At 73.6% G+C, this 19,742-nt stretch carries 20 protein-coding genes; 8 read left to right on the forward strand and 12 right to left on the reverse strand.

Annotated features, from left to right (window positions below; translation table 11 throughout):
• Nucleotides 1-3: 3 nt before the first annotated feature.
• The 5 genes from ACH495_RS10930 to ACH495_RS10950 all read right to left on the reverse strand — a co-directional run bounded on the left by ACH495_RS10930 (nucleotide 4) and on the right by ACH495_RS10950 (nucleotide 4,218).
• Nucleotides 4-840 (reverse strand): carbohydrate ABC transporter permease, encoded by an 837-nt coding sequence (locus ACH495_RS10930; RefSeq protein ID WP_396857524.1) that lies wholly within the window; start codon nucleotides 838-840, stop codon nucleotides 4-6.
• Complete coding sequence (locus ACH495_RS10935; RefSeq protein ID WP_396857525.1) at nucleotides 840-1,799, reverse strand: carbohydrate ABC transporter permease; 960 nt, start codon at nucleotides 1,797-1,799, stop codon at nucleotides 840-842. The genes ACH495_RS10930 and ACH495_RS10935 overlap by 1 nt, the downstream gene beginning before the upstream one ends.
• Nucleotides 1,796-3,124 (reverse strand): ABC transporter substrate-binding protein, encoded by a 1,329-nt coding sequence (locus ACH495_RS10940; protein WP_396857526.1) that lies wholly within the window; start codon nucleotides 3,122-3,124, stop codon nucleotides 1,796-1,798. The genes ACH495_RS10935 and ACH495_RS10940 overlap by 4 nt, the downstream gene beginning before the upstream one ends.
• A gap of 213 nt (nucleotides 3,125-3,337) precedes the next feature.
• A complete protein-coding gene (locus ACH495_RS10945; protein ID WP_396857527.1) occupies nucleotides 3,338-3,877 on the reverse strand; it encodes an adenylate kinase in 540 nt (179 codons plus the stop codon).
• The gene (locus ACH495_RS10950; RefSeq protein ID WP_396857528.1) at nucleotides 3,877-4,218 is read right to left on the reverse strand and encodes a GlsB/YeaQ/YmgE family stress response membrane protein; all 342 of its coding nucleotides are present in this window, start codon (nucleotides 4,216-4,218) and stop codon (nucleotides 3,877-3,879) included. The genes ACH495_RS10945 and ACH495_RS10950 overlap by 1 nt, the downstream gene beginning before the upstream one ends.
• A gap of 212 nt (nucleotides 4,219-4,430) precedes the next feature.
• Here ACH495_RS10950 and ACH495_RS10955 point away from each other — a divergent pair, with 212 nt between their 5' ends.
• Nucleotides 4,431-5,237, forward strand: coding sequence for an endonuclease/exonuclease/phosphatase family protein (locus ACH495_RS10955; RefSeq protein WP_396857529.1), 807 nt, complete (start codon nucleotides 4,431-4,433; stop codon nucleotides 5,235-5,237).
• A 19-nt stretch (nucleotides 5,238-5,256) separates the two neighbouring features.
• Here ACH495_RS10955 and ACH495_RS10960 read toward each other — a convergent pair whose 3' ends face one another.
• Nucleotides 5,257-6,051 (reverse strand): class II fructose-bisphosphate aldolase, encoded by a 795-nt coding sequence (locus ACH495_RS10960; RefSeq protein ID WP_396857530.1) that lies wholly within the window; start codon nucleotides 6,049-6,051, stop codon nucleotides 5,257-5,259.
• 91 nt (nucleotides 6,052-6,142) lie between these two features.
• Between ACH495_RS10960 and ACH495_RS10965 the strand changes: the two genes are divergently transcribed.
• The 3 genes from ACH495_RS10965 to ACH495_RS10975 are packed head-to-tail and all read left to right on the forward strand — an operon-like array spanning nucleotide 6,143 to nucleotide 9,957.
• Nucleotides 6,143-6,793 (forward strand): ribulose-phosphate 3-epimerase, encoded by a 651-nt coding sequence (locus ACH495_RS10965; protein ID WP_396857531.1) that lies wholly within the window; start codon nucleotides 6,143-6,145, stop codon nucleotides 6,791-6,793.
• Between the two features lie 7 nt (nucleotides 6,794-6,800).
• Nucleotides 6,801-8,225 carry a trehalose-6-phosphate synthase gene (locus tag ACH495_RS10970; RefSeq protein WP_396857532.1) on the forward strand — a complete coding sequence of 475 codons (1,425 nt, stop codon included), beginning with the start codon at nucleotides 6,801-6,803 and terminating at the stop codon, nucleotides 8,223-8,225.
• 34 nt (nucleotides 8,226-8,259) lie between these two features.
• Nucleotides 8,260-9,957, forward strand: a complete 1,698-nt coding sequence (locus tag ACH495_RS10975) for an extracellular solute-binding protein (RefSeq protein ID WP_396857533.1) — start codon at nucleotides 8,260-8,262, stop codon at nucleotides 9,955-9,957.
• Between the two features lie 92 nt (nucleotides 9,958-10,049).
• On the opposite strand, the gene ACH495_RS10980 is transcribed toward ACH495_RS10975, so the two are convergent.
• Nucleotides 10,050-10,415 (reverse strand): MmcQ/YjbR family DNA-binding protein, encoded by a 366-nt coding sequence (locus ACH495_RS10980; protein ID WP_396857534.1) that lies wholly within the window; start codon nucleotides 10,413-10,415, stop codon nucleotides 10,050-10,052.
• A gap of 118 nt (nucleotides 10,416-10,533) precedes the next feature.
• On the opposite strand from ACH495_RS10980, the gene ACH495_RS10985 reads away from it, so the two are divergent.
• Complete coding sequence (locus ACH495_RS10985; protein WP_107155127.1) at nucleotides 10,534-10,794, forward strand: acyl carrier protein; 261 nt, start codon at nucleotides 10,534-10,536, stop codon at nucleotides 10,792-10,794.
• On the forward strand, nucleotides 10,791-12,032 hold the full coding sequence (locus tag ACH495_RS10990) for a beta-ketoacyl-[acyl-carrier-protein] synthase family protein (RefSeq protein WP_396858035.1): 1,242 nt from the start codon (nucleotides 10,791-10,793) through the stop codon (nucleotides 12,030-12,032). Before ACH495_RS10985 ends, ACH495_RS10990 begins: the two co-directional genes overlap by 4 nt.
• A 128-nt stretch (nucleotides 12,033-12,160) precedes the next feature.
• Here the strand turns inward: ACH495_RS10990 and ACH495_RS10995 are convergent, their stop codons facing one another.
• From ACH495_RS10995 to ACH495_RS11005, 3 genes are read right to left on the reverse strand one after another with little or no spacing between them, the layout of a single operon-like run.
• A complete protein-coding gene (locus ACH495_RS10995; RefSeq protein WP_396857535.1) occupies nucleotides 12,161-13,489 on the reverse strand; it encodes a glycosyltransferase family 2 protein in 1,329 nt (442 codons plus the stop codon).
• Entirely contained in the window at nucleotides 13,486-13,767 is a 282-nt protein-coding gene (locus tag ACH495_RS11000; protein WP_396857536.1) for a phosphopantetheine-binding protein, read from the reverse strand. The genes ACH495_RS10995 and ACH495_RS11000 overlap by 4 nt, the downstream gene beginning before the upstream one ends.
• Entirely contained in the window at nucleotides 13,761-14,498 is a 738-nt protein-coding gene (locus ACH495_RS11005) for a 4'-phosphopantetheinyl transferase family protein (protein ID WP_396857537.1), read from the reverse strand. Before ACH495_RS11005 ends, ACH495_RS11000 begins: the two co-directional genes overlap by 7 nt.
• Before the next feature lie 65 nt (nucleotides 14,499-14,563).
• Between ACH495_RS11005 and ACH495_RS11010 the strand changes: the two genes are divergently transcribed.
• Complete coding sequence (locus ACH495_RS11010; RefSeq protein ID WP_396857538.1) at nucleotides 14,564-15,976, forward strand: condensation domain-containing protein; 1,413 nt, start codon at nucleotides 14,564-14,566, stop codon at nucleotides 15,974-15,976.
• Nucleotides 15,977-15,991: 15 nt separating this feature from the next.
• On the opposite strand, the gene ACH495_RS11015 is transcribed toward ACH495_RS11010, so the two are convergent.
• A complete protein-coding gene (locus tag ACH495_RS11015) occupies nucleotides 15,992-17,194 on the reverse strand; it encodes a cytochrome P450 (RefSeq protein ID WP_396857539.1) in 1,203 nt (400 codons plus the stop codon).
• A 22-nt stretch (nucleotides 17,195-17,216) separates the two neighbouring features.
• Nucleotides 17,217-18,398, reverse strand: a complete 1,182-nt coding sequence (locus tag ACH495_RS11020) for a nucleotide disphospho-sugar-binding domain-containing protein (protein WP_396857540.1) — start codon at nucleotides 18,396-18,398, stop codon at nucleotides 17,217-17,219.
• Between the two features lie 144 nt (nucleotides 18,399-18,542).
• Here ACH495_RS11020 and ACH495_RS11025 point away from each other — a divergent pair, with 144 nt between their 5' ends.
• The gene (locus ACH495_RS11025; RefSeq protein WP_396857541.1) at nucleotides 18,543-19,736 is read left to right on the forward strand and encodes a cytochrome P450; all 1,194 of its coding nucleotides are present in this window, start codon (nucleotides 18,543-18,545) and stop codon (nucleotides 19,734-19,736) included.
• Nucleotides 19,737-19,742 lie beyond the last annotated feature (6 nt).

The raw sequence follows: 19,742 nt of genomic DNA on the forward strand, positions 1-19,742 counted from the left end.
GCGTCAGCCCTTGACCGCACCGAGGCTGAGCCCGGCGACGATCCGACGTTGCAGCAGCAGCGTCAGCACGACAGCGGGTACGGAGTAGAGCGTGGCCAGCGCCGTCATCGGCCCCCAGTCGAGGCCGAACTGGCTCTGGAAGTTGGCGATGGCGATCGGGGTGGTCTGGGCGCGTACCGAGGTGAGCAGCAGCGCGAAGAGGAACTCGTTCCAGGAGGCGAGGAACGCGAAGATCGCGGTGACCGCCACGCCGCCGGAGACGACCGGCAGGATGACCCGCAGCAGCGCGCCGAACCGGCCGCAGCCGTCCACCAACGCGGCCTCCTCGATCTCCCGGGGCACGCCCTCGAAGAAGCTGCTGAGCAGCCAGATCGACAGCGGCAGCGCCACCGTGGTCTGGGCCAGCGCGAGCCCGGTCGGGGTGTCGGTGAGCCCGGCCGCGCCGAGGATGGTGACAAGTGGGATGCCGATCGCCACCGCCGGCGCCATCCGGACCAGCAGCGAGCCGGCCATCAGCACCCGGCCGGCGCGGCTGCGGTAGCGGGTGATGCCCCAGGCCGCCGGGACGGCCAGCGTCATCGACAGCACGGTGGCGATGACCGCCGTGCTGACGCTGTTGACGAACGAGGCGGTGACCCCGGGCCGGTTCAGCGCGGTGAGGTAGTTGTCCAGGCTGAAGCGTTGCGGCAGCACGGTCGGCGGCACCGCGACCGCGTCGGTGGCCGGCTTGAACGAGGTGAGCACCAGGTAGACGAAGGGGAACGCGTAGACCGCGACGACCGCGACGGCGACGGCCCAGAGCAGTCCGGTACGGAGGCGGGCGAGCCGCGCGGGGGACATCAGGACTCCCGTCCCGGCCGCCAGATGGTCAGCACCCCGACCATCGCGACCAGCATCATGACGATCATGAACAGGGTGCTGGTGGCGGCCGCCGTGCCCGGGTCGTTGTAGCTGACCATGGTCTTGTAGATGGTCAGGCTCAACGTCTCCGAGGCGGACTGCGGGCCACCGTCGGTCTGGATGAGGATCACGTCGAACGCCCGCGCGGCGTCCACGCCCCGGATGATCAGCGCCACCGCGATCACCGGGCGCAGCAGCGGCAGCGTCACGCTGGCCAGCAGCCGCAACCCGCGGGCGCCGTCGAGCCGGGCCGCCTCGTAGAGGTCGGGCGGGATGGCCTGGAGGCCGGCGTAGAGCACCAGCGTCATGAACGAGGTGGTGAGCCAGACGTCGGGCAGCGCCACCGAGAAGAGCACCAGGTCCGGGTCGCTCAGCCAGGACACGTCGCCCGGGTCGGCCAGCACGCCGACGCGGGTGAGCAGCTCGTTGACGATGCCGACGTTGTCGATCATCAGGAACCGCCAGAGCAGGCCGGCGACCACCGGAGCGATCATCAGCGGGTAGAGGAAGACGGTCTGGAGGATCCGCGACCGGGGCCCGAGCCGGTGGAACAGCAACGCCACCGCCAGGCCGAGCACCAGTTCGGCGGTGACCACGATGACCGTGTACGCCAGCGTCCGGCCGGCCGCCGCCCGGATGCCCGGATCGGTGAGCGCGGTCAGGTAGTTGTCCAGCCCGGCGAAGCGGCGCCCGTCGCCGAGCCCCGACCCGGTGTACAGGCTGTCCACTGCCAGTTTCACCAACGGCCAGCCGACCAGCGCGAGCAGCACCACCGCGGCCGGCGCGGCCAGCAGGGTCGCGTACCGGGCGTCGGAGAGCCCGCGGCGGGTGCGCCGCCGGCCCGGACCCGGCGCGTCCGGCACGGTCCGCGGCGGTGCCGCCTGCGCCGTCGGGCTCACTTGACGATGCCCTCGATCTGGGTACGCGCGGCCTTGAGCAGCGCGGCGTAGTCCGCGCCCGGCGTCAGCGCCTTCTGGATGGTGGGCACCAGCACGCTGTCCACGATCCGCTGCCAGTGCGGGCTGGCCGGCCGGGGCCGGGTGGCGCCGGCGTTGAGTGTGGCCAGCAGCGGGCCGAACGACTCGTAGCCGGGCTTGGCGGCGTACTGCTGGTAGGCGGACTTGCGGGCGGCCAGGCCGAGCGTGGTCTCCACGCTCAGCGCGTTGTCGTCGTACGCCGCCTTGATGAACTGCTTCGCGAGGTCGGCCTTGGCGCCGCCCTTCGGCGCGGACAGGTACCACGGGCCGGGGATGCCGGCGACGCCGGCGGTGCCGCCGACCATCGGCGCGGCGCCGACCTTGCCGGCCACCTTGGCGTCGGCGGGGATCTGCCGGTACGCGTGCGCCCAGAACCGGGTCATCGCGGTCTGGCCCTGGTTGAACAGGTTCTGCGCCGCGTTCCAGTCGGTCTGCGCGGCCCCGGCGGGGGCGACCTTGTGCTTGTTGTTGAGGTCGGCGTAGAACGCCAGCGCGGCGACGTGCTGGGCGTTGTCGACGATGACGCCGCCGTTGTCGTCGAGCACCACGCCGGGCGAGCCGGCCTGGAGGACGTGGGCGAGCCACTCGGTCTCCACCGCGCCCTTGACGTCGGTGCCGTACAGCTTCTGCTCCGGCCGGGTGAAGAAGACCGCGATGTCGGTGAACTGCTGCCAGGTGGTGGGTGGGGCGAGCGGATAGCCGTACTTGCGCGCGAAGGCGGCCTTCTCCTTCGGGTCCTCGAAGAGGTCCTTGCGGTAGAACAGGATCTCGCTGTTGGTCCAGACCGGCATGCCGATGAAGTGCCCGTCCGCCTGCGCCTCCTGGACCAGCGCGGGGAACAGGTCGGTCTTGACCGCGTCGGTGAAGAGGTCGTCGAGCGGGGCGAGCTTGCCGGCGAGCAGCGGGATCCAGACCGCGTCGACGGCGCAGACGTCGAACGACGGCCGGCCGCCGGACAGTTCGCTGGTGAGCCGGTTGAACAGGCCCTCGTACGGGAGTTCGACGAGCGTGACGGTGACGCCGGTGGCCTTCGTGAACTTGTCCACGACGGGCTGGAGTTCGGTCTTGCCGCCGCCCTCGCAGGCGAGCGTGAGCGTCTTGTCGTCGCCCGCGCCGCCGCCGCTGGCGCCACCGGCCCCGCAGGCGGCGGTGCCCAGCAGCGTGGCGGCGCCGGCGCCGGCGGTCAGGCCGAGGAATCCGCGCCGGCGCCAGCCGCCGGCTGTGGTTCGGGAGTCGGGAAGGGCCATGTCTGCTCCGTTCGAGGGGTCCCTCGGGCGCGTGGGGGCGCGCGCCGGGGCGCGTGGTGGGGGACGTGCGGTGGTTGCCGAAGGAGTTGCCAAAACCTTTTGGCAAAAGCTTTTGGCAGAGCGTAGGAGCGCACGCTGTGACGGTCAACCGCCAGATCCGTCACCGGTTCGCCACGGGCCGGGGACGCCTCTTCCGAGCCGTCGCCGGCCGGCTCAGCGGGGCAACGACGACGGCAGCTCGGCCAACCAGCGGTCCAGGGCCGCCGGACTGCGGAACAGCAGCACCGGCGGGCCGGCCGGGTCCGCCCGCCAGGCCCGCATCCGCCGCCGGGCCCGACCGAACGCGGACACGTGCCACACCAGGATCGAGTCCCGGGACAGCACGCTGCGCAGCGACTCGCGGTTGCCGTTGCAGATCTCCTCGCCGCTGACCAGCCGGCCGGCGGTGCGGCGCAGCAACCGCCAGAAGGAGAGCGCCCGCGGATAGTCCAGGCCCACCACCAGGTCGGCGCGGGCCAGCACCACGTCCCGCCACCCGTGGTACGCCCCGTCCAGGATCCACCGGTCGTCCCGGCAGACCGCCTCGATCCGGCGGCGCTGCTCGGCGACCGGCACCTCGACCCAGCCGGGTTGCCACAGCAGGTCGTCGACCGGGCGCCAGGGCAGCCCCAGCCGCTCGGCCAACCGTGCCGCCGCCGTGGACTTGCCGGCGCCGTACACGCCGTAGACCAGGATCCGGGCCGGTGCCGGCATCAGCTCCCGGCCTTGCCGCGGGCGGTCCGCCGGCGGTGTTCCTCGTCGCCGCCGGCGAGCCGGGTGAAGGTGAGCGCGTTCGCCGCCGCGACGCCGACGACCGCGAAGCCGACCTGCAACGCGAGCACGATCCAGTCCCACCGCAGCATCCAGAGCCGCACCGGGGCGTCGTCGGCGATGCCGACCCAGCGGGCGACCACGGTGCCGAGCACCGCCGCGCCGACGCCGATGACGAACGTGGCGAAGATGCCGATCCGCTGCCGGCCCGGCAGCACCAGCCGACCGAGCAGGCCGATGAGGGCGCCGATGAGCACCGCGCCCAGATAACCACTCACGAGCATTGCCGTCACTCCTCCCACCGGTGCCGGCATTCATGCCCGCCCACCGCCCCACCGGAAACCCCGCCCACGTCGCGCCGGCCGTCGACGGTGCGGGCCGGGCGTCGTCGCGGGTCGGGCAGTTAGGATCACGGACGCCCCACCCGGACCGCCACCCCGCCGGAGTTCCGCTGCCCGAGTCGCCAGCACCCCGCGTCGCCCGGCGTTCGCGCCGGGTGCTGACCGTCGTGTTCCTGCTCGTCGTGGCCGGGCTGCCCGCCGGGTCGTCGACCGCCGGCGGCACCGGGCCGGGCACCCTCCGGGTGCTCCAGATGAACCTCTGCAACAGCGGGCGGGCCGGCTGCTACACCGGCGGATCCGTCCGGCGGGCCGCCGAGGTGATCGCCGCCGAGCTGCCCGACGTGGTGACGCTCAACGAGATCTGCCGTAACGACGTGGACACCCTGGAGCGGGCCCTCGCCGCCACCCGTCCCGGCCGGGTCGTCGCCGCCTTCCAGCCCGCCGGCGACCGCCCCAGCCGCGCCGCCACCCGCTGCGACAACGACCAGCCGTACGGGATCGGGCTGCTGGCCCGGCTCGACGCGGGCGACGCCCGGCCCGGCGTCTACCGCGGGACGTATCCGGCGCAGGATCTCGCCGACCCCGAGGAGCGGGTGTGGCTCTGCGTCCACGCCGCCGCCGTGCTGCACGCCTGCACCACGCACCTGGCGAACACCAGCGGCCCGCTCGCGCTGGCCCAGTGCGCGCAGCTGCTCGGCGCGGTGGTGCCGGCGATCCGCCGCGACGCCGGGTACGCGCCGACGGTGCTGGGCGGCGACCTCAACCTGCGCCAGGGCGGCGTGCCCGACGTGCGGTCGTGTGTGCCGCCGGGCTACCGGCGGATCGACGACGGCGCCCGGCAGCAGATCATCGCCACCGGCGACGTCACGATCTGCTGCCGCCGGGCGGTGGACATGCGCGGGACGACCGACCACGCCGCGCTGCTGGCCACGCTGACCGACCGAGGGCGTCGTCGTCCCTGAGCACGCGTCGTCCGGACGTTCAGGAGAGCGCGGCGAGGACCGCCTCGGCTTCGGCGCGTACCGCCTCGCCGGCCGCGCGGTGCGCGTGCCGCTGATCGGGCTGCCGCAGGTCGCACCCGTCCCAGGCGTCGCGTTCCGCGGCGCACCAGGCGACGCGGAGCTGCGGTCCGATGTTGACTTTCCGGACGCCGGCGGCCACGAGCGTCTTCAGCTGCTGCGGAGCCAGGAAGTCGCAGCCGTGCGCGGCGAGCGGCACGGGCGAGGACGCCGCCAGCTCCTCCACCCGCGCGCGGGCGATCGGGGGCTTGTCGCGCGCGAAGCCGTGCAGCGTACCCAGATGCGGTGCGGCGATGTCGCAGCCCGTGTGCCCGACGAACTCGCGGAGCGAGACGGGCGAGGTGAGCTCCGTCGGCGCCGACGGGATCGGCGTGGGCGCGGCCTCCAGCAGGGTCCGCCGCCCACGCACCAGTTCCGCGATGCGGGCGACCTTCTCGATGTTGTCCGGGACGGGCAGGTGGGAATAGTCGGCCATCACGACGTCGAAATTCAGGTCGACGGCCCGCAGCAGGGTTGCCTCGTCGGCGCAATGGTCGAGTTCGACGAAGAGCGGCTGGGTCGAGCGACGGCGATGGAAGGCGAAGATCTCGGCGAGGAACTCGATGTCCGTAAATGACAAGGCGTTCATCGAGATCATCAGAATTCCCGGGCGGGCCGCCGCGTTGAGTGCGTCGACCGTGGCCGCCAGGTCGAACTGGTCGTTGAAATTGAAGGCCGGGACCACCGGTCCCTTGTCGAGCAACGTTGCAAGATCCATTCTTCGCCCTTCGCTTTTGCCCGCCGGGACGGAAAGTGCACGATATACTGACGCTCGTCGAATCCTCAACACTTCACCAGTGGATGGTGACATGCGGATATCGCTTTCTCTGTGGTCGATGGACCAGGCGAGCGTCGCCGACGAGGTGCGCATCTATCAGCCACTCGTCGACTCGTTCCATGTCGACGTGATGGACGGCCGCTTCGCCGACGACCTCCTCTTCGGGCCGCTCGCGGTGCAGACGCTCCGGCGACTCACCGACCGTCCCGTCGTGGCACACCTCATGGTGTCGCGGCCGGACCGGTGGCTGGCCCGGTTCGTCGATGCCGGCGCCGACACCCTCGTCGTGCATCCGTCCGCCTGCGACGACCTCGCCGCGACCGTGGACGCGGTGCGCCGCGCGGGCGCGCGGGCCGGCGTGGCGATCGGCCTGGACGAACCGTCCCGCGACGCCCTGGACCTCGTCGAGGCGCTGTCGGTCGTGCTGGTGATGGCGACGCCCGTCGGCGTGAAGGGCCGGGCGTTCGACCCGGCCGCGCTCGAGACGGTTGCGGACGCCTGCCGAGCGCGCGGCGGAGCACCGGCCACCGAGGTCTACGTGGACGGCGGCATCCGCACCTCATCCGTCGCGGACATCGCGGCGGCCGGCGCCGACGGCGTCGTGGCCGGGTCCATCCTGACCGGTGCCGCCGACCCGGCCGCCGCCGCTCGCGGCATCCACCGGCTCGGCGCCCGCGGATGACCCGACCATGCGCCTGATCGCCTGTTCCAACAGTGGCCCGGCGCGTCCCTCGCCGACGGACACCGCCCTCCGGGCGAGCGCCGCGGGCGGCCTCGTGCCGCACCTGCTCGCACTGCTGCGCGACGGCGGCGACTGGCTTTTCCCGGTGCCCGACGGGGACGAGTCAGGGTGGCCGTCCGAGGTCGGCCCGGTCGGCCTGCGGCCGATACCGGTCGACGACCGGGACCGGCGGGACCACTACCAGACGATCTCCATCGAGCTGCTGCTGTGGCTCTTCCACTATCTCCACGACACCGTCAGCGGGCCGGCGTTCGACAGCCGGCTCGGGCGTGCCTGGACGGGCTACCGCCGGGTGAACGCGGCCTTCGCCGACCGCCTGTCGGTCACCGCGGACCCCGATTCGCTCATCCTGGTCAACGACTACCACCTCATGCTGGTGCCGGGGATGCTGACCGGCCGGCCCCGTGTCGTATACGCGCATCAGGTGCCGTGGTGCGAACCGGACTACTTCGGCCTGCTGCCGGCGGCGGTCCGCCGGGAGATCCTGGACAGCCTGCTGACCTGCCACACGATCGTGTTCCACGCGACCCGATGGGCGGAGGCGTTCACGCGCTGCTGCGAGCGGTACCTTCCCGGGGCGAGCCCGGTCGGTGGGGCGATCGACCACCCCGGCGGCCGTACCCGGGTGGTGGCCGTGCCCCTCCCGGTCGACGCCGGTGCCGTGCGGGCGCTCGCGGCGGCGGAGCGCACGCGTTCGTGGCGCGACGACCTCCGCCGCCTGGCCGGCGGTCGCCGGGCGGTGGTCCGGGTCGACCGTCTCGACCTGTGGAAGAACCACCTCCGGGGGTTCGCCGCGTACGACGAGCTGCTGCGGCGCGACCCCCGGCTGGCCGACGACGTGTGGCTGCTCGCGGTCGTCGCGCGCCCCAGGTATCGGACCCCCCGTCACGTCGCCTACGAGGCCGCCTGTCGGGCCGCGGTCGCCCGGATCAACGAGACCTGGCGCCGCCCGAACGGCCCCGATCCGGTCACCGTGCTGGATGCCACCGACGCCGCCGACACCCGCAACCGCGCCCTCGCGGCGCTCGCGCTCGCGGACGTGGTGCTGATCAACCCGACGTACGACGGGTTCAACCTGGTGGCCAAGGAGGCGGCGCTGGCCAGCGCGACCTCGGCCATCCTGTTGTCCCGGACGGCCGGGGTCCACGACTACCTGGCTCCGCTGGTCTCGTCGCTCGACGCCTGCGACGTGGACGCGACGGCGACCGCGATGAAGGAGGCGTTGGATCACCCGCCGTCCGGGTCCGGCTCGTCCGAGACGCGGCGGCTGCGGGCGGCGATCGGGGCGGACACGTCCGCCGACTGGCTCGCGGCGGTCCTCGGCGTGCCACCGGCCGGCCGCGCGGGCCGGGACGTCCATCCGACGGAGTGATCGAGACGTCGCGTCGGCTTGTTAGCGTCGAGACATGAGTAGCGTTCCCGTTGCGCTGCGTAGCGACGAACTGGCCGCCTGGGTCTCGGCGGTGGCGACCGTGTTCGCGCTCGTCCTGGCGTTGCTCGCCGCGCTCGCCGCGCGCCGCGCCTACCGGATCGAGCTCGGCCGCGACCGGGTCAACGAGCAGGAACGCCAGCAGCGGCACGAGTTCGTCCGGCGTACGCAGGCGGCGCTCGTCTCGGCCTGGTGGGGCAGCGTCCGGGGGCGTCGTGGGGACGTCTGGGGCGCGTTCGTCCGCAACGCCTCCGAGACGCCGGTGTACCAGGCCAATCTCGCGGTGGTCAACGTCCATGACGCGGACGTCAACGAGCGGTTCGACCTCCCGGTCATCCCACCCGGCCCGGGGCCGTCGTTCCACCCGATCCAGGTGAACGGCGCCCGCGACGTGACGCCGAACGCGACGGCCGACTACCGCGTCGAGATGACCTTCAGCGATTCGACCGGCAACCGCTGGATGCGGGACCAGCACGGCCGGCTGTTCGAGGTGCGCCCCGACCTGGTGATCTGGGCCGACACGCAACGCACGGACACGCTCGACCGCTACGCGGACGAGTTCCTCGCCTCGCACCAGGTCCGGGTCCGGTTCGAGACCCGCCCGATCGAGACGCTGCGACGTGCCTTCCTGACCGCTGTCGCGTCGGGGCAGGCGCCGGACATCCTGGTCGGCCCGCACGACTGGATCGGCGGCCTGGTACGGCGGGACGTCATCGACCCCGTGGCGCTCACCCCGCACCGCCGCGCCGCGTTCGCCGGCCGGGCCGTCGAGGCGATGACCTACCAGGGTCAGCTCTACGGGGTGCCCTACGCCGGTGACTCCATCGGGCTCCTGCGCAATCTCGACCTGGCCCCGCTCGCGCCCACCACGGTCGAGGAGATGATCGCCCACGGCCGCGAGGTCTGCGCCGAGGGCCGGGCCGAGGTGCCGGTGGCGTTGCAGGTCGGCGACGGCGACGCGTTCTACGTCTATCCGCTGTTCACCAGCGCCGGTGGCCGGCTGTTCCACCGGCTGCCCGGAGGCGGGTGGGATCCGGACGCCCTGACCGGCGAGGACTGTGCGGCGGCGTTCCGCCGCCTGCGGGCGCTCGGCGAGCAGGGGGAGGGCATTCTCCAGCGGGCGATCGACCGCGATCGCGCGATGGAGCTGTTCCTGACCGGCCGCACCCCGTACCTCGTGGGCGCGCCGTGGGCGATCGGTGAGGCCCGCCGGGCCGGCATCAAGCTGGCGGTGTCCGCCGTACCCGGGTTCGTGGGCGGCGCCCCCGCCCGCTCCCTGGTCGCGGTGCACGGCTTCTACCTGTCGTCCACCAGCGCCAACAAGAGCATCGCGCAGGATCTGATCGGCGAGTACCTGACCCGGACGGACCTGGCGATGGCGCTCTACGCGGCGCAGCCGCGCACACCGGCGCTGCGGAACACCCTGGACCGGGTGCGGCGGACGGACCCCTCGACCGCCGTGTTCCACGACCAGTGCATGACCGGGGACCTGATCCCGTCCACCTCGGACGTCGCTGGGCTGTTCGAGGCGTTCCACGTGGCGGAGTGCGAGGTGGTCGCCGGCGGTGAGGTGGACGGCGTGCTGCGCCGGCTCCGGCAGGCCGTCGCCGACATCAACGGCGGCCGGCTCAGGGCGTCGATCGACGATGGGCCGGCGGACCGGCAGTCGTCCTGACGGAAGGCCGGCACCCCCGCCGGCCACCGGGCCCGGCGGCGCGGCGGCGACCGCCGGCGCGGCCTCGCGGGCCCGGTGCCGCGTACCGCTCGTCAGCGGCCGTCGAGCCGGGCGAGCAGCGCCGCCGGCGCCACCGAGCGGTACGCGTCCACGAGGACCTCGGCCAACTCGGCCTCGTCCACGCCGGTGTCGAGGCGTACGCCGACCCAGCCGCGGTGCCCGACGTAGGGCGGGCGGAAGTAGACGCGCGGGTTCTCCGCGACCAGTTCGGCGGCGGCCCCCGCCGGCGCCGCGCACCACAGGTGCGGGAAGTCGTCGCGGTGGTGCCCGTCCGGCCAGACCGAGGCGAACGACGTCCGGCCCCGGACGAACCACGTCGGGGTGCCGTGACTGAGGCGTTCACTGACCTCGGGCAGCGCCAGGCACACGCGCCGGACGATCGGCTCCAGATCGGTCATTGATCCACCGTACGCCACATATCGAAGCGGAACGGGCGTCCGCCCGGCCGGTCGGTCCTTGCCAAACCATCCCGATCGAGTAAGGTCGATGCCACGCTGGGGAAAGGACACACCGGTCATGACCGATGAGATCCGCGCGTTCCTGCTCGCCGCCCTGACCGAGATGAAGTACGACGTCGACGACGTGGACGACGACACCGTCTTCGGTCCGGCCGGCCTCGACGTGGACTCGCTCGGCCTCGCCGAGCTGGCGGTCCGGGTGGAGGACCGGTTCGGGGTGGCGTTCGACGACGACGAGGCGGAGATGCTCGCGATGATGACGCTCGGCGAGTTCTCCCGGACGGTGGCCCAGCGCATCCAGCCGGCCTCGGCGCACTGAGCGTGCGCGAGGGCGCGACGGTCACCGGCATCGGGCTGGTGAGCCCGGTCGGCTCGACCGCCGCGGAGGTGTTCGACGCCGTGTGCGACGGCCGGTCCGGGCTGTCCCGGCCGCCGGAGGGCCATCCGGTGCACGGGGTGGTCGACGTCGCGGCGATCGCCCCGGCGATCGACCCGGCCTCCGTGCTGCCCGGCCCGGAGTCCCGCGTGGTGGACCGGTCGATCGTGATGGCGTTGCGGGCGGCCGGGGACGCGTTGGCCGACGCCGGCCTGCGCATCGGTCAGGACGTCGACCCGTACCGGGTGGCGGTCGTCGTCTCCGGCGTCGGCGGGCTCTCCACGCTGGCCGACCAGGTGCTGCGGCGCGCCGAGCGGGGCCGGTTCGGCGTCAGCCCCTACATGCTGCCCGGCACGCTGCCGAACATGGCCGCGGCCCGGGTCGCCATCACGTTCGGCATCCGTGGCTACACCTCGTCGATCGGCACGGCGTGCGCGGCCGGCGCCCAGTCGGTCGGGGAGGGGCTGCGCATCCTGCGCGCCGGCGAGGCGGACGTCGTGCTGTGCGGATGCGCCGAGGCGCCGCTGTTCCCGACGTTCGCCGACGCGTTCGGCAACGCCCGGGCGCTCGCCCACGGCTGGGCCGACCCGACCGCCGCGAGCCGCCCGTTCGACCGTCGCCGCAACGGTCTGGTGCTCGGCGAGGGCGCCGGCGTGCTGGTGCTGGAGCGCACCGCGCACGCCGCCGCGCGGGGTGCCCGCCGCCACGCCGACGTGCTCGGCTGGGGCGCCACGAACGACGCGTACCATCCGACCACCCCCCGGCCCGACGGCTCCGGCGCGGCGCACTGCATGCGGATGGCCGTCCGCGACGCCGGCCTGCACCTCGACGACATCGGGTACGTCAACGCGCACGGCACCAGCACCAAGGCCGGCGACGCCGCCGAGCTGGCCGCGCTCCGCGACGTCTACGGCGCGCACCCGCCGCCGCTGAGTTCGACCAAGGGCGTGACCGGGCACATGCTCGGCGTCTCCGGCGTCATCGAGGCGGCCATCGGCGTCGAGGCGCTCCGGCGCGGCCTGCTGCCGCCCACGTACAACCTCGACGACCCGGACCCGAGCGGCGACGTCGACCACATCCGCAAGCAGCCCCGTCCGGCGGCGGTGGACGCCGTCCTGTCCAACTCGTTCGGCTTCGGCGGCCACAACGTCAGCCTCGTCCTGACCCACCCCACCCCGTAGCCCACCCACCCCCTCACCCCCACCCCCTCCGCGCGCTGATTCACGGAAAGCGTGGCTATCCGGGGCGGAATAGCCACGCTTTCCGTGAATGAGGCCCCCGCGGCGGGGGTGGCGGGGGCGGCGGGGGGTCAGCGGATGGTGAGCTGGGTGGCGGTGTCGTGGGGCGTCACCGTGAGGGTGAAGTGGGGGCGCAGCATGTCTACCAGGTAGTCGAGGTCCGCGATGAGCGGCACCGGCAGCAGCGCCCGCTGGTCCAGGTCGGTGTGGGTGGCGACCAGCTCGATCCGGTCGGCCTTGAGCAGCCCTCGGGTGAGGAACGCCGGCAGGTCGTCGGGAAGCAGGCAGCGCCACAGGTCGACGTTGACGATCAGGTCCAGCGCGCCGGACCGGAACTGTTGGAGCACGGTGCCGAGCAGGTGCGAGTTCGTGTCGCCGGGCGGCGCCGCGTGGTCGAAGGTGTGCGAGCCGGCGCCCAGCTCCAAGGTGGACACCTCGTTGCCGATCACCAGCGCCCGGCGGTCGGCCAGCTCGGCGCGGAGCGTGCCGGGCAGCGCGGCCGGACGGCCCAGCCCGGCCCGCCGGTACGCGTCGATCGCGTCGCCGTAGAGGCGGATGCGACCGAGGTGCCGGCCGAACGTGTTGATCGCGTACAGCGCCTCGACGTCGTAGCGCAGGTGCTTGCGCAGCAGGTACTTCATGTTGTCCATCGAGGCGAGCCCGTTGGTGGTCCGCCGGAAGTGGGGGAGGTGATAGGAACACGCGTTAACGTCGAGGTGGAACAGTTCGGGCGGCGCCCCGTGCAGGTGGAAGACGCGGTAGAAGAAGTCGAGGTCCTCGAAGCCCCACTTGACCATGGCCTCGTCGAAGCCGCCGACCCGCCGGAACGACTCGTGGTCGACCGAGGCGTTGTGGGTCAGCCCGAGCACCCAGGGCGCGCTCGGGAAGTCGCGCATCCGCTGCGGGTGGGCGGTGTCCTCCAGACGCGGGTCGCCGCGTTCGGCGTCCAGCATCGCCGGGACGATCGGCTCACCGCGGCGCAGCGCGTCCGCGCCGGCCCAGTCCAGGTCGTAGCGCTGGCCGAGCAGGACCCGGGGCCGGCCGGCGCGGTCGGCGTGGAAGTCCCGGTGCCGTTCCAACAGCCCGGGATGCGCCACCGTGTCGGCGTCCAGGAACATCAACGTGTCGGCGCGGGCCCGCGCCGCCGCCGCGTTGCGGTTGGCGCTACGCCCCCGGTTGGCGTCGCTGCGCACGTAGTCGACGGCCAGCCGGTCGCGGTACCGGTCCACGACCGGCCCCAGCGCGACGGTGGAGCCGTCGTCACCGACGATCACCTCGAAGTCGTCACGCGGCAGGGTCTGCCGGGTGAGCGAGTGCAGCGTCGCGTCGAGCGCGGAGCCGTTGTTGTGCGCGGGCACCACCACGCTCAGGGCCGGTGGGCGCCCGGTCGCCGTGCTCAACGCGGGGTGGAGTTGGCGGTGATGTAGTCCGCCAGGTCGCCGAGGGTGGTCATCCGGTCCTCGTCCAGATCCTCCACGTCGATCTGGATCTCCAGCTCGTCCTCCAGCTCCAGCAGCAGCTCCAGGGCGAGCGAGGAGCTGAGGCCGAGGTCGTCCATCAGCTGGGTCCGTTCGGTGATCGGGGCGTCCGGCTTGAGCATGCGGCCCAGCAACGCCGTGAGGCTGCCGACCACCTGGTCGCGCAGCGGCGACGTGGTCGACGTGTCGTGCTCTAGCACCGGGAGGCCGGTGGGTCGATCATGCGCTCCAACATGGACTCATCAGAGCAAAGGACATCGGCGAGTGTCAACGGGTAGGACTCGACCGCGTACGGCGCGTCACCGGGCAGCGCGACCGCCATCCGGTACGCGGACGGCGTGACCAGGTCGGCGAGGCGGTACGTCCCGGCCGGCTCGACGCACGCGACCACGTCGCCCGGGTGGACCGGCACCGCGAGATTGGGCCAGAGCCGGCCCCCGGCGGCCTTGACCACCGCCTCCTTGCGGACCCACAGCCGGGTGAACCGCAGTGCCCGCTCCCCGGCGTCGGTCCCGGCGGCGACGTGCCGCGCCTCCGCCGGGTGGAAGAACCGCTCGGCCAGTCCGACCGGGTCCCGGCCCGACGGCAGGTGCTCGATGTCCACCCCGACCGGGCGGTGCCGGCTGATCGCGACCGCGACCAGACCGGCGGAGTACGACAGGCTCGTGTGCGGCCCGACGCCCGGCCCGGCCGGGATCGGCTTGCCGTGCCGGCCCCGGCGCCAGGCGAGGTCACCGGGTGGGACGCCCACCGCCCGCCCGGCGAGGGCACGCAGCGCGCCGTGCGCCACCGTGAACCGGTCCCGCAGCGTCGGGGTGCCGAGCGCGGCGGCGCGGGCCCGCTCGTCCGGGTCGAGCAGCGCCCGGCACCGGGCCAGCTCGTCCGGCGACCCGCCGGCCGGGATGATGCAGACGCGTACGCGGTCCGGCATGGACGGCAGCGTAACGGTCCGTCCGGACGTTGACACGCGCCGATGCGCATTGCTCTGATAGCCCGGTGATCACGCAGACGGCCGAGGTGCGGATCCCCGTCCCGTTCGCCGGCCCCGGGGCCGGCGTCGCGCCCCTGACCTGGGGCCAGAAGGCGATCCTGCGGGACATGCGGGAGACCGGTTGGACTCACAACGTCAGCGGCGCGCTCCCGGTGCCGGCGGGCGTCACGGTCGAGCAGGTGGCGGCGGAGCTGGCCGGCCTGCTGGCCCGGCACCCGGCGCTGCGGATGCGGCTCGGCACCGACGACCGGGGTGGGCCGTGCCAGGTCGTGTCCGCCTCCGGTGAGACGGTCCTCGACGTGCTGGACGTGCCGGACGACGCCGACCCGGCCGACGTGGCGACGTTCGCCTACCAGCTCGGCCACGCCCGCCTGCTGGCCCCCTACGACCTCTACCGCGACTGGTCGGTGCGGATGGCGTTGGTCCGGCACCGGGGCGCGCTGGCGCACCGGGTGCTGACCTTCGACCATCTGGTGGTGGACGGGACCGCCACGTCCCTGCTCCTGGCGGATCTCGGGCTGGCCGAGCCGGCCGTCCGCCGTGGCCACGATCCGCGTACCGTGCAGATCCTCGACCTCGGTCGACGCGAGGAGACGCCGCCGCTGCGGCGGGTCAGCGACCGGGCCGTCCGCCACTGGGCGTCGCACCTGCGGTCGATCCCGCCGCTGACGTTCGGCCCGCCCCGGCCCGGCGGCGGCCGGCTGGGCCACCGGTACTGGCACGGCCGGTTCAGCTCGCCCGCGGCGTACCTGGCGGTGCGCGCCGTGGCGCGACGGACCCGGACGGACACCTCGCGCGTCCTGCTCGCGGTCATCGCCGTCGCGATCGGCCGGGCCACCGGTGTCAGCCCGCTCACCGCGAAGCTCATCGTGGGCAACCGGTTCCGGCCGGGCTTCGCCGAGGCGATCGCCCCGCTCAGCCAGAACGGCGTGCTGACCGTCGACACCGCCGACGCCACAGTGGACGAGGTGGTGTCCCGCGCCCGGCGGGCCTCGATGGCCGCCGGCATGTACGCCTACTACGACCCGACGCAGCTCGCGGAGGCCGAGGCGCGGCTGGACGCGGAGCGCGGCTACCCGGCGCGCGTCACCTGCCGGATCAACGACCGGCGGGTGACCACCCGGGTGGCGGCGGACGACCACGCCCGGGACGAGCGGGTGACCGCGGAGTCGATCCGGCGGAAGGCCGCCGAGACGTTCCTGGTCTGGGACGGCCCGCTGGACCACCTTCCCGAGCAGGCGTTCATCACGATCGAGGACCAGCCGGAGACCGTCCACCTCCAGGTGATCTTCGACTTCGCGTGTTTCACCGAGGCGCAGGCGGAGCGTCTGCTGCGCGGCGTGGAGGAGGTCGCGGTGGAGGCGGCCCTCGACGCGGCGGCGCCGACCCGGGTCACGCCCGGGTCGGTCGTCGGCTGACCGGCCGCCCGCCGGTCACCGGTCGTCCCACGTCACCGGCAACGACTCCAGGCTGCGAACCACCAGCCCCGGCCGGAACCGCAGCGCCGACTCGTCGACCGCGAGGCGCAGGCCGGGCAGTCGGCGCAGCAGGGCGCCCAGCGCCTCCTGCAGCTCCATCCGGGCCAGCGCCGCGCCGAGACAGTGGTGCGGGCCGGCGCCGAACGCCAGGTGCGGGTTGTGCGCGCGGGCCAGATCCAGCGTGTCCGCGTCGGGGAACACCGTCGCGTCCCGGTTGGCCGACGCGATCGCCGGCATCACCGCCGAGCCGACCGGCAGGCGTACGCCACCCAGCTCCACCTCCTCGGTGGTGACCCGGGGCAGCAGCACGCCGTTGTCGCCGAGCTGGATGAAGCGGGACAGCTCCTCGACCGCGCGGGCGACCGCCACCGGGTCGTCGCCGCGCAGCCCGGCCAGTTGTTCCGGGTGGCGGGCCAGCACCAGCAGGAACAGGTTGAGCTGGTTGGTGGTGGTCTCGTGCCCGCCCACGAAGATGCCGGCGGTGACCGAGACCAGCTCCCGTTCGGTGAGGTCCTCGTGCGCGTCCCAGGCGGCGATGAGCGCGCTCATCAGGTCGTCGCCGGGCCGGCGCCGGCGCTCGACGATCATCTCCTGGAACGCGTCGAGCGCGGCCTGCGGGGCCGCCGGGTCGGCGTCCCAGTCGCCGACCAGCGCGTCGGACCACTCCCGGACCCGCTCCTGGTCCTGCTCCGCGATGCCGAACAGCTTGCTGATCACATAGATCGGCAGCGGCGCGGAGAGATGGGTGATCAGGTCGGCGGGACGGCCGGCCGCCTCCATCCGGTCGATCATGCCGGCCACCAGCGCCGCCACCGTCGGGCGCAGCTCCTCGACCCGACGCACGGTGAACGCGTGCGACACCGCGCGGCGCATCACGGTGTGCCGGGGCGGGTCCATGCCGATGAGCGAGTCCTCCGCCAGCGAGCCGAGTTCGCGGGTGGGCCGGTTCGGGCCGGCCGCGGCGGCCCGGCTGAACCGCTGGTCGGTGAAGACCCGGCGGACGTCGGCGTGCCGGGTGGCGAGGTAGGCCGACGCCCCGTCGGGCAGCTCGACGCGGGCCACCGGGCAGGTCTCGCGCAACCGGGTGTAGTCCGGGGACGGATGGTAGATCGTGGGCGCCGGAGCGAGCGGGTACGGGACGGGCTGCGGCTGCGTCATCTGCGACTCCTCTGGCGGATGGTCAGGTCCGGGTGCGCCGGGCGAGGGCGGCCACTGTCGGCACCACCTCGGCGGGGCTGGGCAGCGCGCGGATCCGGTCCCGCATCAGCGTCGCGGCCGCCCGCGCCGGTCCGTCGCCGATCAGCTCGCCGACGGCGTCCCGCAGCGTGGCGCCCTCGGCCCGCTCGGGGGCCAACCAGGTGCCGGCGCCGGTGGCGGCCAGCCGTTCGCCGTTGAAGTGCTGGTCGCTGACCTGCGGCAGGATGAGCTGCGGCACGCCGTACGCGAGCGCGGTCATGGTGGTCCCGGCCCCGCCCTGCTGCACGAGCGCGGCGCAGGTCGGCAGCACCAGCCGCAGCGCCAGCGGCGCGTCGGCCAGCCGGACGCCGGCCGGCAGCGGGCCCAGCCCGCGCTGCTGGCGGGGTTCGACCACCACGACGACCTCGACGTCCAGCTCGGCGACCGAGCGGACGACCCCGGTCAGGTCCAGCCGGTCGTGCAGCCCGACGCCGGCCATCATGGTGCCGGCCGTGACGCAGACCCGGGGCCGGGCCGCCGGGCGGTGCAGCCAGGCCGGCAGCACGGCCGGGCCGTTGTACGGCACGAACCGCACCGGCTGCCCCGGCCGAGCGGTCGGCGCCTGGAGCGGCGGCGGCGCCGGGTCGAGCGTCAGGTCGCCGTGCGTCGACACGTCGGTGGCGGCGAGCCCGAATCGGGCGGCGAGCGGCCCGAGCACCGGTTCCGGGTCCAGCCGGAGCGTCACCGAGGAGTCCGGACCCCACAGGTTCAGCACGCCGGGCACGCCCAGCGCGGCGGCGGCCACCGGCGCGGCCAGGTTGAACGGCTCCCAGACCACGACGTCCGGCTGCCAGGCCCGACCGAACGCGACGAGGTCGTCGAGCAGCGCGTCGGCGAACCGGACCACCCCGCCGTCGGCGGTGATCGCCGGTTCGAGCCGGTCCGCCGGCTGGGCCCCGGGCCGGTCCAGGTCGCCCACCGCGCCGATCCGTCCGGCGAAGGTCTCGGCGAAGTCGACGTCGTCGCCCAGCGGCACGGCGGCGAGCCCGGCCGTGGTGATCGCCGCGACCATCGAGGGATGGCTGGCCACCCGCACCTCGTGGCCGGCCGCCTGGAGCGCCCAACCGAGCGGGACCAGGCTGTAGAAATGGGACCGCCAGCCCCACGTCGACATCAGAATTCGCAAAGGCGCAGTCAAATCCGACCAATCCGCACTGGAAACGGCAGTCCCGGACCACAGATGCTAGGCGATGGATGTCCGTACGCGGAAGGTCGCCGGCGCGGCCAATAGATATTGACGGCGGACTAACGTGTGTTGGAGTCTTACCCGATGCCCGACGTGGACCACGACCTGACCGTCAATTCCGGGCCGCGCCCCTATCCGTTCGCGCCGTTCACCGGCGATCTGCCCGCCGAGCTGCTCGACATGGTGGTCAGCGACCCGGTCAGCCGGGTGCGGCTGCCCGACGGCCGGGCCGCCTGGCTGGTGCTCAGCTACGAGCACTGCTGCACGGTGCTGGCCGACCCCCGGTTCTCCCGGCTCCCGTTGGGCGCGACAGTGGTGTCGGGCGCCGCCGGCCCGCGGGAGTTGAACATGGACGGTCCGGCGCACGCGGCGGTGCGCCGGGTGGGCAGCCGGGCGTTCACCGCGCGTCGGATCGCCACGTTCCGTCCCCGGGTCCGGCGGCTGGTGGACGGTCTGGTCGACGCCATGCTCGCCGGTCCCCGCCCGGCCGACCTGGTGGCCGGGCTGGTGGCGCCGCTGCCGGTGCACGTGGTGTGCGACGTGCTCGGCGTGCCGGTCGCCGACCGCCCCCGCTTCTACGCCTGGATCTCCGGCCTCAACTCGATCACCGCGTACGGCTCCGCCGACGCCGCCGACGCGCAGGCGGAGCTGCGGTCCTACCTGGCCGGGCAGCTCGCCCGGAAGCGGGCGGAGCCCGGGGACGACCTGCTCTCGGCGTGGGTGCTCGGCCAGGACGCGCACGAGCTGGTCGACGCCGAGCTGGTCGAGCTGGCGATGGGGGTGCTGCTCGGCGGCCTGGAGATCAACTCCACGAGCGCCGGCCTGCGCGCGTTGTTCCAGCACCCGGAGCAGTTGGCGAAGCTGCGTGCGGCCCCGGAGAAGCTGCCCGCCGCGACCGACGAGATCCTCCGCTACACGGCGGTGAGCAGCATGTTCCGGGTCCAGGTGGTGCGTGAGGACCTGACCCTCGGCGGGGTCGCGATGCGGGCCGGGGAGTGCGTGATGGCGTTGCCGTGGGCCGGCAACCGCGATCCCCGGCACTTTCCCGACCCGAACGTCTTCGACATCGACCGGACGCCGAGCGTGCCGCACCTGACCTTCGGGTTCGGGCCGCACTTCTGCCTGGGCACGGCGCTGGGCCGGATGCAGGTGGAACTCTCCCTCGGGGTGTTGCTCGACCGGATGCCGGAGCTGGCGCCGGCGGTGCCGATCGAGGACATCCCGTGGCGGCACGACCGGATGAACGGCGGCATCGCGTCGTTCCCGATCACCTGGTGAGCGGCG

This window comes from Micromonospora sp. NPDC018662, assembly GCF_044391475.1.
In the GTDB taxonomy this organism is placed as follows: domain Bacteria; phylum Actinomycetota; class Actinomycetes; order Mycobacteriales; family Micromonosporaceae; genus Micromonospora.

Coding starts and splice junctions, on each gene's coding strand:
- ACH495_RS10975 (WP_396857533.1), top strand. CDS start 8,260: ATGAGTAGCGTTCCCGTTGCGCTGCGTAGCGACGAACTGGCCGCCTGG.
- ACH495_RS10980 (WP_396857534.1), bottom strand. CDS start 10,415: ATGACCGATCTGGAGCCGATCGTCCGGCGCGTGTGCCTGGCGCTGCCC.
- ACH495_RS10985 (WP_107155127.1), top strand. CDS start 10,534: ATGACCGATGAGATCCGCGCGTTCCTGCTCGCCGCCCTGACCGAGATG.
- ACH495_RS11025 (WP_396857541.1), top strand. CDS start 18,543: ATGCCCGACGTGGACCACGACCTGACCGTCAATTCCGGGCCGCGCCCC.
- ACH495_RS11015 (WP_396857539.1), bottom strand. CDS start 17,194: ATGACGCAGCCGCAGCCCGTCCCGTACCCGCTCGCTCCGGCGCCCACG.
- ACH495_RS10945 (WP_396857527.1), bottom strand. CDS start 3,877: ATGCCGGCACCGGCCCGGATCCTGGTCTACGGCGTGTACGGCGCCGGC.
- ACH495_RS11005 (WP_396857537.1), bottom strand. CDS start 14,498: ATGCCGGACCGCGTACGCGTCTGCATCATCCCGGCCGGCGGGTCGCCG.
- ACH495_RS10940 (WP_396857526.1), bottom strand. CDS start 3,124: ATGGCCCTTCCCGACTCCCGAACCACAGCCGGCGGCTGGCGCCGGCGC.
- ACH495_RS10970 (WP_396857532.1), top strand. CDS start 6,801: ATGCGCCTGATCGCCTGTTCCAACAGTGGCCCGGCGCGTCCCTCGCCG.
- ACH495_RS10930 (WP_396857524.1), bottom strand. CDS start 840: ATGTCCCCCGCGCGGCTCGCCCGCCTCCGTACCGGACTGCTCTGGGCC.
- ACH495_RS10965 (WP_396857531.1), top strand. CDS start 6,143: ATGCGGATATCGCTTTCTCTGTGGTCGATGGACCAGGCGAGCGTCGCC.
- ACH495_RS10960 (WP_396857530.1), bottom strand. CDS start 6,051: ATGGATCTTGCAACGTTGCTCGACAAGGGACCGGTGGTCCCGGCCTTC.
- ACH495_RS10950 (WP_396857528.1), bottom strand. CDS start 4,218: ATGCTCGTGAGTGGTTATCTGGGCGCGGTGCTCATCGGCGCCCTCATC.